The sequence below is a fragment of the Staphylococcus sp. SB1-57 genome, assembly GCF_017086425.1.
GTDB lineage: Bacteria > Bacillota > Bacilli > Staphylococcales > Staphylococcaceae > Staphylococcus > Staphylococcus warneri_A.
On the sequence record NZ_CP070964.1, the window covers coordinates 2,186,277 to 2,200,300 of the forward strand.

Sequence of the window (14,024 nt, forward strand, 5' to 3'; positions counted from 1 at the left end):
AAGTAACTCAACGCATTGTCTGCGAATCGCTTTCTTTGAAAAAGAAGATATGTTGAATGTTGTATAAACATTCAAAACTGAATACAATATGTCAATGTTATTCCTTCATCTTCTACGAAGATGTTCCGAATATATCCTTAGAAAGGAGGTGATCCAGCCGCACCTTCCGATACGGCTACCTTGTTACGACTTCACCCCAATCATTTGTCCCACCTTCGACGGCTAGCTCCATAAATGGTTACTCCACCGGCTTCGGGTGTTACAAACTCTCGTGGTGTGACGGGCGGTGTGTACAAGACCCGGGAACGTATTCACCGTAGCATGCTGATCTACGATTACTAGCGATTCCAGCTTCATGTAGTCGAGTTGCAGACTACAATCCGAACTGAGAACAACTTTATGGGATTTGCTTGACCTCGCGGTTTAGCTGCCCTTTGTATTGTCCATTGTAGCACGTGTGTAGCCCAAATCATAAGGGGCATGATGATTTGACGTCATCCCCACCTTCCTCCGGTTTGTCACCGGCAGTCAACTTAGAGTGCCCAACTTAATGATGGCAACTAAGCTTAAGGGTTGCGCTCGTTGCGGGACTTAACCCAACATCTCACGACACGAGCTGACGACAACCATGCACCACCTGTCACTTTGTCCCCCGAAGGGGAAAACTCTATCTCTAGAGCGGTCAAAGGATGTCAAGATTTGGTAAGGTTCTTCGCGTTGCTTCGAATTAAACCACATGCTCCACCGCTTGTGCGGGTCCCCGTCAATTCCTTTGAGTTTCAACCTTGCGGTCGTACTCCCCAGGCGGAGTGCTTAATGCGTTAGCTGCAGCACTAAGGGGCGGAAACCCCCTAACACTTAGCACTCATCGTTTACGGCGTGGACTACCAGGGTATCTAATCCTGTTTGATCCCCACGCTTTCGCACATCAGCGTCAGTTACAGACCAGAAAGTCGCCTTCGCCACTGGTGTTCCTCCATATCTCTGCGCATTTCACCGCTACACATGGAATTCCACTTTCCTCTTCTGCACTCAAGTTTTCCAGTTTCCAATGACCCTCCACGGTTGAGCCGTGGGCTTTCACATCAGACTTAAAAAACCGCCTACGCGCGCTTTACGCCCAATAATTCCGGATAACGCTTGCCACCTACGTATTACCGCGGCTGCTGGCACGTAGTTAGCCGTGGCTTTCTGATCAGGTACCGTCAAGATGTGCACAGTTACTTACACATTTGTTCTTCCCTGATAACAGAGTTTTACGATCCGAAGACCTTCATCACTCACGCGGCGTTGCTCCGTCAGGCTTTCGCCCATTGCGGAAGATTCCCTACTGCTGCCTCCCGTAGGAGTCTGGACCGTGTCTCAGTTCCAGTGTGGCCGATCACCCTCTCAGGTCGGCTACGTATCGTTGCCTTGGTAAGCCGTTACCTTACCAACTAGCTAATACGGCGCGGATCCATCTATAAGTGACAGCAAAGCCGCCTTTCACTATTGAACCATGCGGTTCAATATGTTATCCGGTATTAGCTCCGGTTTCCCGAAGTTATCCCAGTCTTATAGGTAGGTTATCCACGTGTTACTCACCCGTCCGCCGCTAACGTCAAAGGAGCAAGCTCCTTATCTGTTCGCTCGACTTGCATGTATTAGGCACGCCGCCAGCGTTCATCCTGAGCCAGGATCAAACTCTCCATAAAAATTATGATGTTTGATTAGCTCATAAAACTAAATTAATTGTTGTAACTTTCGTTACATTATTGGAATTAACGTTGACATATTGTCATTCAGTTTTCAATGTTCATTTCTTTTACCGACAAGAATTAATTATACGCTTTATTAACTCGAAAGTCAACAACTTTTTATAAATAATTTTTATCGTATATACCTCACAAAAAAATGACCTCACGGCCAAATATAGGTATTGCCTGGCAACGTCCTACTCTAGCGGAACGTTAGTCCGACTACCATCGGCGCTAAGGAGCTTAACTTCTGTGTTCGGCATGGGAACAGGTGTGACCTCCTTGCCATTGTCACCAGACAAATGGAATGTATTATACATTCAAAACTAGATAGTAAGTAAAATGATTTTGCGTCGCAAAACATAAATTTTGATTAAGTCTTCGATCGATTAGTATTCGTCAGCTCCACGTGTCACCACGCTTCCACCTCGAACCTATTAACCTCATCATCTTTGAGGGATCTTATAACCGAAGTTGGGAAATCTCATCTTGAGGGGGGCTTCATGCTTAGATGCTTTCAGCACTTATCCCGTCCATACATAGCTACCCAGCTATGCCGTTGGCACGACAACTGGTACACCAGAGGTATGTCCATCCCGGTCCTCTCGTACTAAGGACAGCTCCTCTCAAATTTCCTACGCCCACGACGGATAGGGACCGAACTGTCTCACGACGTTCTGAACCCAGCTCGCGTACCGCTTTAATGGGCGAACAGCCCAACCCTTGGGACCGACTACAGCCCCAGGATGCGATGAGCCGACATCGAGGTGCCAAACCTCCCCGTCGATGTGAACTCTTGGGGGAGATAAGCCTGTTATCCCCGGGGTAGCTTTTATCCGTTGAGCGATGGCCCTTCCATGCGGAACCACCGGATCACTAAGTCCGTCTTTCGACCCTGCTCGACTTGTAAGTCTCGCAGTCAAGCTCCCTTATGCCTTTACACTCTATGAATGATTTCCAACCATTCTGAGGGAACCTTTGAGCGCCTCCGTTACCTTTTAGGAGGCGACCGCCCCAGTCAAACTGCCCACCTGACACTGTCTCCCACCACGATAAGTGGTGCGGGTTAGAAAGCCAACACAGCTAGGGTAGTATCCCACCAATGCCTCCACGTAAGCTAGCGCTCACGTTTCAAAGGCTCCTACCTATCCTGTACAAGCTGTGCCGAATTTCAATATCAGGCTACAGTAAAGCTCCACGGGGTCTTTCCGTCCTGTCGCGGGTAACCTGCATCTTCACAGGTACTATGATTTCACCGAGTCTCTCGTTGAGACAGTGCCCAAATCGTTACGCCTTTCGTGCGGGTCGGAACTTACCCGACAAGGAATTTCGCTACCTTAGGACCGTTATAGTTACGGCCGCCGTTTACTGGGGCTTCGATTCGTAGCTTCGCAGAAGCTAACTACTCCTCTTAACCTTCCAGCACCGGGCAGGCGTCAGCCCCTATACATCACCTTACGGTTTAGCAGAGACCTGTGTTTTTGATAAACAGTCGCTTGGGCCTATTCACTGCGGCTCTTCTGGGCGTTAACCCTAAAGAGCACCCCTTCTCCCGAAGTTACGGGGTCATTTTGCCGAGTTCCTTAACGAGAGTTCGCTCGCTCACCTTAGAATTCTCATCTTGACTACCTGTGTCGGTTTGCGGTACGGGCACCTGTTATCTATCTAGAGGCTTTTCTTGGCAGTGTGAAATCAACGACTCGAGGAAACAATTTCCTCTCCCCATCACAGCTTGACCTTATGAGTGCCGGATTTGCCTAACACTCAGTCTTACTGCTTGGACGTGCAATCCAATAGCACGCTTCGCCTATCCTACTGCGTCCCCCCATCGATTAAAACGATACTAGGTGGTACAGGAATATCAACCTGTTATCCATCGCCTACGCCTGTCGGCCTCAGCTTAGGACCCGACTAACCCAGAGCGGACGAGCCTTCCTCTGGAAACCTTAGTCAATCGGTGGACGGGATTCTCACCCGTCTTTCGCTACTCACACCGGCATTCTCACTTCTAAGCGCTCCACATGTCCTTGCGATCATGCTTCGACGCCCTTAGAACGCTCTCCTACCATTGTCCTACGGACAATCCACAGCTTCGGTAATATGTTTAGCCCCGGTACATTTTCGGCGCAGTGTCACTCGACTAGTGAGCTATTACGCACTCTTTAAATGATGGCTGCTTCTAAGCCAACATCCTAGTTGTCTGGGCAACGCCACATCCTTTTCCACTTAACATATATTTTGGGACCTTAGCTGGTGGTCTGGGCTGTTTCCCTTTCGAACACGGACCTTATCACCCATGTTCTGACTCCCAAGTTAAATTGATTGGCATTCGGAGTTTGTCTGAATTCGGTAACCCGAGAAGGGCCCCTCGTCCAAACAGTGCTCTACCTCCAATAATCATCACTTGAGGCTAGCCCTAAAGCTATTTCGGAGAGAACCAGCTATCTCCAAGTTCGATTGGAATTTCTCCGCTACCCTCAGTTCATCCGCTCACTTTTCAACGTAAGTCGGTTCGGTCCTCCATTCAGTGTTACCTGAACTTCAACCTGACCAAGGGTAGATCACCTGGTTTCGGGTCTACGACCAAATACTAAACGCCCTATTCAGACTCGCTTTCGCTACGGCTCCACATTAGCTGCTTAACCTTGCATCAAATCGTAACTCGCCGGTTCATTCTACAAAAGGCACGCCATCACCCATTAACGGGCTCTGACTACTTGTAAGCACACGGTTTCAAGTTCTCTTTCACTCCCCTTCCGGGGTACTTTTCACCTTTCCCTCACGGTACTGGTTCACTATCGGTCACTAGAGAGTATTTAGCCTTAGGAGATGGTCCTCCCAGATTCCGACGGAATTTCACGTGCTCCGTCGTACTCAGGATCCACTCAAGAGAGTATATATTTTCGACTACAGGATTATTACCTTCTTTGATTCAACTTTCCAGATGATTCGTCTAATATATACTTTTGTAACTCCGTATAGAGTGTCCTACAACCCCAACAAGCAAGCTTGTTGGTTTGGGCTCTTCCCGTTTCGCTCGCCGCTACTCAGGGAATCGATTTTTCTTTCTCTTCCTCCGGGTACTAAGATGTTTCAGTTCTCCGGGTCTGCCTTCTGATATGCTATGTATTCACATATCGATAACATGACATAACTCATGCTGGGTTTCCCCATTCGGAAATCTCTGGATCAACGCTTACTTACAGCTCCCCAAAGCATATCGTCGTTAGTAACGTCCTTCATCGGCTTCTAGTGCCAAGGCATCCACCGTGCGCCCTTAATAACTTAATCTATGTTTCCATCCTACAGGAAACGCGTTATTAATCTTGTGAGTGTTCTTTCGAACACTAGCGATTATTTCTTATGAATTCAAGCTTTAAAACTCTAATTCACTCGGTTTTGCTTGGTAAAATCTATTTTACTTACTTATCTAGTTTTCAATGTACAAATAAATGAATGGTGGGCCTAAGTGGACTCGAACCACCGACCTCACGCTTATCAGGCGTGCGCTCTAACCAGCTGAGCTATAGGCCCATCACGTTGAATGTTATATAAACATTCAAAACTGAATACAATATGTCAATGTTATTCCTTCATCTTCTACGAAGATGTTCCGAATATATCCTTAGAAAGGAGGTGATCCAGCCGCACCTTCCGATACGGCTACCTTGTTACGACTTCACCCCAATCATTTGTCCCACCTTCGACGGCTAGCTCCATAAATGGTTACTCCACCGGCTTCGGGTGTTACAAACTCTCGTGGTGTGACGGGCGGTGTGTACAAGACCCGGGAACGTATTCACCGTAGCATGCTGATCTACGATTACTAGCGATTCCAGCTTCATGTAGTCGAGTTGCAGACTACAATCCGAACTGAGAACAACTTTATGGGATTTGCTTGACCTCGCGGTTTAGCTGCCCTTTGTATTGTCCATTGTAGCACGTGTGTAGCCCAAATCATAAGGGGCATGATGATTTGACGTCATCCCCACCTTCCTCCGGTTTGTCACCGGCAGTCAACTTAGAGTGCCCAACTTAATGATGGCAACTAAGCTTAAGGGTTGCGCTCGTTGCGGGACTTAACCCAACATCTCACGACACGAGCTGACGACAACCATGCACCACCTGTCACTTTGTCCCCCGAAGGGGAAAACTCTATCTCTAGAGCGGTCAAAGGATGTCAAGATTTGGTAAGGTTCTTCGCGTTGCTTCGAATTAAACCACATGCTCCACCGCTTGTGCGGGTCCCCGTCAATTCCTTTGAGTTTCAACCTTGCGGTCGTACTCCCCAGGCGGAGTGCTTAATGCGTTAGCTGCAGCACTAAGGGGCGGAAACCCCCTAACACTTAGCACTCATCGTTTACGGCGTGGACTACCAGGGTATCTAATCCTGTTTGATCCCCACGCTTTCGCACATCAGCGTCAGTTACAGACCAGAAAGTCGCCTTCGCCACTGGTGTTCCTCCATATCTCTGCGCATTTCACCGCTACACATGGAATTCCACTTTCCTCTTCTGCACTCAAGTTTTCCAGTTTCCAATGACCCTCCACGGTTGAGCCGTGGGCTTTCACATCAGACTTAAAAAACCGCCTACGCGCGCTTTACGCCCAATAATTCCGGATAACGCTTGCCACCTACGTATTACCGCGGCTGCTGGCACGTAGTTAGCCGTGGCTTTCTGATCAGGTACCGTCAAGATGTGCACAGTTACTTACACATTTGTTCTTCCCTGATAACAGAGTTTTACGATCCGAAGACCTTCATCACTCACGCGGCGTTGCTCCGTCAGGCTTTCGCCCATTGCGGAAGATTCCCTACTGCTGCCTCCCGTAGGAGTCTGGACCGTGTCTCAGTTCCAGTGTGGCCGATCACCCTCTCAGGTCGGCTACGTATCGTTGCCTTGGTAAGCCGTTACCTTACCAACTAGCTAATACGGCGCGGATCCATCTATAAGTGACAGCAAAGCCGCCTTTCACTATTGAACCATGCGGTTCAATATGTTATCCGGTATTAGCTCCGGTTTCCCGAAGTTATCCCAGTCTTATAGGTAGGTTATCCACGTGTTACTCACCCGTCCGCCGCTAACGTCAAAGGAGCAAGCTCCTTATCTGTTCGCTCGACTTGCATGTATTAGGCACGCCGCCAGCGTTCATCCTGAGCCAGGATCAAACTCTCCATAAAAAATTATGATGTTTGATTAGCTCATAAAACTAAATTAATTGTTGTAACTTTCGTTACATTATTGGAATTAACGTTGACATATTGTCATTCAGTTTTCAATGTTCATTGTTGAAATAAATAATGGTGGAGACTAGCGGGATCGAACCGCTGACCTCCTGCGTGCAAAGCAGGCGCTCTCCCAGCTGAGCTAAGCCCCCATTTTTTAAGAAGTCGGGAAGACAGGATTCGAACCTGCGACCCCTTGGTCCCAAACCAAGTGCTCTACCAAGCTGAGCTACTTCCCGTATGTAGTTATATTCTTTAAAATGGCGCGCCCGATAGGAGTCGAACCCATAACCTCTTGATCCGTAGTCAAACGCTCTATCCAGTTGAGCTACGGGCGCTTATTAAAGATGGTGCCGAGGACCGGAATCGAACCGGTACGGTGATCTCTCACCGCAGGATTTTAAGTCCTGTGCGTCTGCCAGTTCCGCCACCCCGGCAAAATAATGGAGCAGAAGACGGGATTCGAACCCGCGACCCCGACCTTGGCAAGGTCGTATTCTACCGCTGAACTACTTCTGCAATATTTCGCTTAAAATAATAAATAAAATCGTAATGAGCCATAGAGGATTCGAACCTCTGACCCTCTGATTAAAAGTCAGATGCTCTACCAACTGAGCTAATGGCTCAAAAGATGGTGCCGGCCAGAGGACTTGAACCCCCAACCTACTGATTACAAGTCAGTTGCTCTACCAATTGAGCTAGGCCGGCTATTAAATGGTGGAGAATGACGGGTTCGAACCGCCGACCCTCTGCTTGTAAGGCAGATGCTCTCCCAGCTGAGCTAATTCTCCTGTTATCTATTGCCTGGCAACGTCCTACTCTAGCGGAACGTTAGTCCGACTACCATCGGCGCTAAAGAGCTTAACTTCTGTGTTCGGCATGGAAACAGGTGTGACCTCTTTGCTATTGCCACCAGACAAATTAACTTACTTTATTAATAATACACGTTTGTTAATAACATTTCAATAGTTAATTTTACACTTTGTTAAAATTAATTTTACATTTCGTTAACCAAACTACGTGTTTTTGACGACTTTTATATATTACTTCATTTACTTAAGAAAGTCAACAGATTATTTTCATTTTTTTCGAAAGACGGAATTTCAATTCCTACGTCTTTTCCACTTGATCTATTCTACCACATATCACTTTCCTAAACTATAGGTATTATTACTTTCTATCAGTAAATAAGTTACTTTTACTTATCAAAAGTAACATTTATTTAAGAAAAAAATAATTTCATCTCACTTTTTCAACAATTAGATTACATAAAAACACCAATCACAATTGTGATTGGTGTTTTTAGATATATTATTTTTGTCTCATATAAGGGAATAATAATACGTCTCTAATTGATGGTGAATCAGTTAATAACATAACTAATCTATCAATTCCGATTCCTAGACCACCTGTAGGAGGCATACCATATTCTAATGCTTCGATATAATCTTCATCCATTTCATGTGCTTCATCATTACCTTGCTCTTTTTCAACTAATTGAGCTTCAAAACGTTCTTTTTGATCGATAGGGTCATTAAGCTCAGTAAAGGCATTAGCATGTTCTCTTCCTACGATAAACAATTCAAATCTATCTGTAAATCTAGGATCTTCCGGATTTTTCTTAGCTAACGGTGATATATCAATTGGATGACCATATATGAATGTTGGTTGAATTAATGTCTCTTCTACTTTTTGCTCAAAGAATTCATTTAAAATATGACCATATTTCATATTGTCAGTAATTTCAATTCCATGTTCCTTTGCCAATGCTTTAGCTTCTTCATCAGATTTCACATTATAGAAATCTACACCTGTAGCTTCTTTAACTGCATCAACAATGTGTAATCTTTTCCATGATGATTCTAAATCAATCTCAGTTCCATTATATTGAACTTTAGCTGATCCAAGTACTTCTTGAGCAATATGTCTAACCATTGATTCTGTTAAATCCATTATATCATGGTAATCTGCATATGCTTCATACAATTCAATCATTGTAAATTCAGGGTTATGTCGTGTAGATACGCCTTCATTACGGAATACGCGACCAATTTCGTATACTTTTTCTAATCCGCCTACGATTAAACGTTTTAAATGCAATTCGATAGCTATACGCATATACAAAGTAGCGTCTAATGCATTATGGTGTGTCACAAATGGTCTAGCAGCAGCCCCTCCAGCGATTTGATGCATCATTGGTGTTTCTACTTCTAAGAAACCTTTTTGATTTAGATAATTACGCATTTCTTGAATGATTTTACTACGATTAATAAATGTTCGTGTACTATCTTGATTTGTAATTAAATCTAAATAACGTTGACGATAACGTTGTTCTATATCTTGTAATCCGTGGAATTTATCTGGTAATGGTCTTAAAGCTTTAGTTAATAGTGTAAATGATTTCGCTTTAACCGATAATTCACCAGTATTAGTTTTAAACATTACACCTTCAACACCGACAATATCCCCTAAATCGGCATGTTTCCATAAATCAAATTGTTCTTCTCCAATTTGATCTTTTCTAACATAAATTTGAATTTGTCCTGATAAGTCTTGAACATGTGCAAATCCTGCTTTACCTTTTCCACGTTTAGTCATAATACGACCTGCTATCGCAACATGACTTTCTTCTTCTTTTTCATGTAATTCTTCTTTTGAGAATTCGTCCCAAGCTGATTTTAATTCTGCTGCTGAAGCAGAACGATCGTATCTTTGACCAAATGGATCAATTCCTAAATCTCTTAATTCTTGTAGTTTTTGGCGGCGCACCTGCATTTGGTCATTCATTTCTTCTGACATAACTTTCTCTCCTTTTGCTTCTTGTTTTTCAATTATTTATTTTATACATTTTGTTAGAAATGTTTAGGTATATCAATCATTTCTCTTGTTCTTAGAGACACTCTTATTCCCTCTATCGTCCACTCTAAATATAACGATGCCAAGAAGCGTGTTAAATCTTTTCATAACATCTATCTTCCCACCATCTCATTTTACTAAACGGCAATGTTCTAATAAAGTATTTACTTCTTTGCCTTTAACTGTTAAACCTTAATCTATTTAAAAAAACAACTAGAATTAAATAATTTAAGTCACTATGTAGTGTCTCACATCATCAATCTCTTCGTTACTCATTAAGACATATATCTTTTAACAGTACTATCTGCTGTTACTAAATTTTCAATCAATCTTTGGGAACGGGGTTCAATATGTTTCGATGCAATATCATTCAATGGAATAAGTACAAAAGCGCGTTCAACCATTCTCGGATGAGGAATGATTAGATTATCTTCTTCAATGATTTCATTTCCATACAGTAAAATATCAACATCTAGCGTTCTAGGCCCCCATCGAATCTTCCTTACACGGTGAAGTGCTTGCTCTGTTTCTAAACATCGCTTTAATAATTCTTGAGGTTTTAATGTTGTCTCTATTTCTATACATAAGTTAAGAAACTGCGGTTGATCAGTGTAACCAACTGGCTCTGTTTCATAGATAGGAGATACAGATGTAACATCAATATGTTGAAATCGGTCGATAATTTGGATAGCTTGTTGTAACTGATGTGCTCTATCACCCATATTACTTCCCAAGCCTAAATACGCTTTAACCATTTAATGACGCTCCCTCACTATTTCGATACCTACCCCATCGTAATGTCCGGGTATCGGAGGATTTTCTTTAGTTATCCTAACTTTCGTTTCCATTACACGATTATAGTGTGAATTTATACGTTTGGCAATACGTTCTGCTAGATGTTCGAGCAAATTAGAGGGAGCACCTTCAACAATCTCTTTAACATCCTCAAAGACTTCTCCATAATGTACCGTGTCTCTTACATCATCTGATTGACCAGCATCATGTAAATCTACTTTCAAAGTAATATCTACAATGAATATTTGACCTATTTCATTTTCTGCTGGCAATGCACCGTGATAACCATAAAATCGCATTCCATTAAGAAATATGATGTCGTTCATTTTCATTCTCCTTTAGAAAATCCATGCCTTGTGCAATACGTGAATTAAGTTTAACATTATGTACTCTCACAGCTTGAACGCCCTTCATTATACCATAAGCAGTTGTCGCTGCAGTAGCTTCATCCCTTTCAATAGCTTTTGTATCTCCACCTATCATTTCTTTAATGAATCTTTTACGACTAGTAGCCAATAGAATCGGGTAATCTGTTGCAACTAACTCATCTAGTCGAGCCATCACTTCGTTTTCTTCATCTCTAGTTTTAGCAAACCCTATACCAGGATCTAGCCAAATTTTAGACTGTGGGATACCTGCCATTTCTGCTTTATTAGCTTGTGCTAATAGGGTAACAAGCATTTCATCTACAACAGGCTTATCTCTTTCACCATCCCCATTGTGCATTAGAACAATTTCCGCATCATATTGAGTAACAACATTCAATATTTTAGGATCGTACAAACCCGCCCATTGGTCATTAATCATTGTAGCACCTAACTTCAAACAAGCTTCTGCTACTTCACTTCTATATGTATCAATTGATATTTGTACATTAAGCTCTATCAATGCTTCAACAACTGGCACAACTCTATTCAACTCTTCTTCTAGGGTAACTTCTTGATATCCAGGTCGTGTTGAAACACCACCTACATCCACTATATCAACACCTTCATCCACCATTTCTTTTGCTCTCGAAACTGCTTTTTCAACAGAATTATATTTCCCACCATCTGAAAATGAATCTGGCGTTACATTAAGTATGCCCATAATTTTAGTTTTTGACATTTAATCACCTTTTCTATATTGAAATATTTCATGCATTTTCATATCACTTACTATGATATCACTACTTTCAAGATAATTTCAGTGGTAAAAATCAAATAACTTACTCTAAATAACAGTTAAAATGAATTGACTATACTAATACACATATCATCAAATATAAAAAAGCGAAGTCGATTTATCCCGACTTCGCTTTGGTAGCTTCTATAATTAGTCATCAAATGAGTATAAAGGTGTGGATAAGTAACGTTCACCATTACTTGGTAATACTGTTACTACTGTTTTACCTTTACCCAGTTCTTTGGCTTTTTGAATAGCTGCATGGATAGCTGCACCAGAAGAAATACCTGATAAAATACCTTCTTCTTTTGCAACACGTCGTGCCATTTCCATAGCAGTTTCGTTGCCTACTTTAATAATACTATCGTAAATGTCAGTATTTAACGTATCCGGAACAAATCCAGCACCTAAACCTTGTAATTTATGTGGTCCTGGTTCTCCACCACTTAGCACTGGTGATGCTTCTGGTTCGATAGCAACTATTTCAATATCTGGGTATTGTTGTCTTAAAACTTTACCTACACCAGATAACGTGCCACCAGTACCTACGCCAGCTAAGAAAGCGTCGATTGTTTTACCTTCAAACTGTTCAACTAATTCTGGACCAGTTGTAAGTTCATGAACTTCAGGGTTCGCTGGGTTTTCGAATTGTTGTGGTTCAAAGTAACCATGCTCTTCTTTAAGTTCTTTAGCTTTTTTAATTGCACCTTTCATTGCTTCTGAGCCAGGTGTTAATACTAGTTCTGCACCATATGCTTTTAATAAGTTACGACGCTCTTGACTCATTGTTTCAGGCATTGTGAACACTGCCTTGTAACCTTTAGCTGCACATACAAATGCTAAACCAATACCTGTGTTACCACTTGTCGGCTCCACAATAGTATCTCCAGGTTTGATTTTTCCTTCTTTTTCAGCTTTTTCAATCATAGCTAAAGCTATACGGTCTTTAACTGAACCACCTGGATTTTGATATTCTAATTTAACGTAAATATCTGCCGCATCTTCATCAACAACGTTTCTCAATTTAACTACTGGTGTGTTACCAATAATTTGCGTAATGTTTTCTACTGGTTTTTGTGCCATTCCAAACACTCCTTATAGATAGAATTAATAAAACTTAGTCTTTTTATCGGATATTTATATTCTATCAGAATTTTCTAAAAAAAACAAATGTATCCTACAAAATCTAATGCACATTTATCGACATACGTTTAATAAATTCCCTATTTTAATTTATTATAAACTTCTGTTGATTTTATACCATGGATTCTAATAATTGATTAAGCTCTGTTTCACTATAATTGTATTTATTACCACAGAAATGACAAACTGCTTCTGCACCATGATCTTCTTGAATCATATCTGTAATTTCTGCTTCGCCTAAACCTTTAATAGCATTCAAGAATTTTTCATGGCTACAATTACATTCAAATTGTGCAGGTGATGTTTCTAAAATTTGGACATGCTCTTCTCCTAGAATTTCATTTAAAATTCCTTCAGGTGTCAATCCTTGCTCAATTAGCTTAGATACTGGTGTCATTTGATTAATTGCTTCTTCTAATTTACTGATTGTTTCTTCTTTGGCACCAGGCATCACTTGAATAATGAATCCGCCCGCTGCTTTAATCGTATTATCTGGGTTAACAAGTACACCTAAACCAACAGAAGATGGCGTTTGTTCACTTGTTGCATAATAGTACGTAAAATCTTCTCCTAGTTCCCCTGATACTATTGGACTTGAACCAGAAAAATAATCTTTCATTCCTACATCCTTAACTACTTGAATCGAACCCTCTGTCCCTACAGCTCTTCTAACATCTAATTTACCTTGTTCATTTAATGGGAAATGTGTTTGTGGATGATCTACATAGGCACGTACATTACCTTTTGCATCTGCATCTGCGATAATTCTGCCAATAGGACCACGACCATCGACTGTTACAGTTAATTTTTGATCTCCTTTAAGCATTGCTCCCATCATTACGGTAGCAGTCATCGTTCTTCCCATTGCGGCTGAAGCAGTTGGCCACGTATAGTGTCTTGTTTGAGCTTCCTGTACTGATTCTGTTGTTAATGTTGCATATGCTCTAATTTCACCGTCAAACGCTAGTGCTTTAACAATATAGTCATGTGTCATTATTATATTACTCCTTTATATATCTTTACGATGCTTCGTTTCTTTTAATCAATATCATTTTCGAATAACTATTATACATCTGTTGTTTATTTTCATGAAATGATTTGTT

6 protein-coding genes, 9 tRNA genes and 5 rRNA genes are annotated in these 14,024 nt (G+C 42.0%); all 20 read right to left on the minus strand.

The features are described 5' to 3' along the window. Positions 1-141 precede the first annotated feature (141 nt). Positions 142-1,694 (minus strand): 16S ribosomal RNA (locus tag JX000_RS10820). A 226-nt stretch (positions 1,695-1,920) separates the two neighbouring features. After that, positions 1,921-2,035, minus strand: a 5S ribosomal RNA gene (rrf, locus tag JX000_RS10825). 70 nt (positions 2,036-2,105) lie between these two features. After that, positions 2,106-5,027, minus strand: a 23S ribosomal RNA gene (locus tag JX000_RS10830). Between the two features lie 166 nt (positions 5,028-5,193). Further along, positions 5,194-5,270: transfer RNA gene (locus JX000_RS10835), tRNA-Ile, on the minus strand. 95 nt (positions 5,271-5,365) lie between these two features. Beyond that, positions 5,366-6,918, minus strand: a 16S ribosomal RNA gene (locus tag JX000_RS10840). A 121-nt stretch (positions 6,919-7,039) separates the two neighbouring features. Next, positions 7,040-7,115, minus strand: a tRNA-Ala gene (locus JX000_RS10845). A 13-nt stretch (positions 7,116-7,128) separates the two neighbouring features. Then, positions 7,129-7,202: transfer RNA gene (locus JX000_RS10850), tRNA-Pro, on the minus strand. 22 nt (positions 7,203-7,224) lie between these two features. Beyond that, a tRNA-Arg gene (locus JX000_RS10855) sits at positions 7,225-7,301 on the minus strand. 10 nt (positions 7,302-7,311) lie between these two features. After that, positions 7,312-7,400: transfer RNA gene (locus JX000_RS10860), tRNA-Leu, on the minus strand. Positions 7,401-7,407: 7 nt separating this feature from the next. Continuing rightward, a tRNA-Gly gene (locus JX000_RS10865) sits at positions 7,408-7,482 on the minus strand. 34 nt (positions 7,483-7,516) lie between these two features. Beyond that, positions 7,517-7,589 (minus strand) — tRNA-Lys (locus JX000_RS10870). 6 nt (positions 7,590-7,595) lie between these two features. After that, positions 7,596-7,671: transfer RNA gene (locus JX000_RS10875), tRNA-Thr, on the minus strand. Positions 7,672-7,678: 7 nt separating this feature from the next. Then, positions 7,679-7,754: transfer RNA gene (locus JX000_RS10880), tRNA-Val, on the minus strand. An 11-nt stretch (positions 7,755-7,765) separates the two neighbouring features. After that, a 5S ribosomal RNA gene (gene rrf / locus JX000_RS10885) occupies positions 7,766-7,880 on the minus strand. The 16S, 23S and 5S rRNA genes sit together here with 9 tRNA genes alongside, the layout of an rRNA operon. A gap of 394 nt (positions 7,881-8,274) precedes the next feature. Beyond that, the gene (gene lysS / locus JX000_RS10890) at positions 8,275-9,762 is read right to left on the minus strand and encodes a lysine--tRNA ligase (RefSeq protein ID WP_107533001.1); all 1,488 of its coding nucleotides are present in this window, start codon (positions 9,760-9,762) and stop codon (positions 8,275-8,277) included. Positions 9,763-10,094: 332 nt separating this feature from the next. Beyond that, positions 10,095-10,574, minus strand: coding sequence for a 2-amino-4-hydroxy-6-hydroxymethyldihydropteridine diphosphokinase (gene folK, locus JX000_RS10895; protein ID WP_075778442.1), 480 nt, complete (start codon positions 10,572-10,574; stop codon positions 10,095-10,097). Beyond that, a complete protein-coding gene (gene folB / locus JX000_RS10900; protein WP_002451749.1) occupies positions 10,575-10,940 on the minus strand; it encodes a dihydroneopterin aldolase in 366 nt (121 codons plus the stop codon). Further along, positions 10,918-11,721 carry a dihydropteroate synthase gene (gene folP, locus JX000_RS10905; RefSeq protein ID WP_206140700.1) on the minus strand — a complete coding sequence of 268 codons (804 nt, stop codon included), beginning with the start codon at positions 11,719-11,721 and terminating at the stop codon, positions 10,918-10,920. The genes folB and folP overlap by 23 nt, the downstream gene beginning before the upstream one ends. A gap of 207 nt (positions 11,722-11,928) precedes the next feature. Then, positions 11,929-12,861: a cysteine synthase A gene (gene cysK, locus JX000_RS10910; RefSeq protein ID WP_002465696.1), complete on the minus strand. Its 933-nt coding sequence runs from the start codon at positions 12,859-12,861 to the stop codon at positions 11,929-11,931. 172 nt (positions 12,862-13,033) lie between these two features. Continuing rightward, positions 13,034-13,915: an Hsp33 family molecular chaperone HslO gene (gene hslO, locus JX000_RS10915; protein WP_206140701.1), complete on the minus strand. Its 882-nt coding sequence runs from the start codon at positions 13,913-13,915 to the stop codon at positions 13,034-13,036. Positions 13,916-14,024 lie beyond the last annotated feature (109 nt).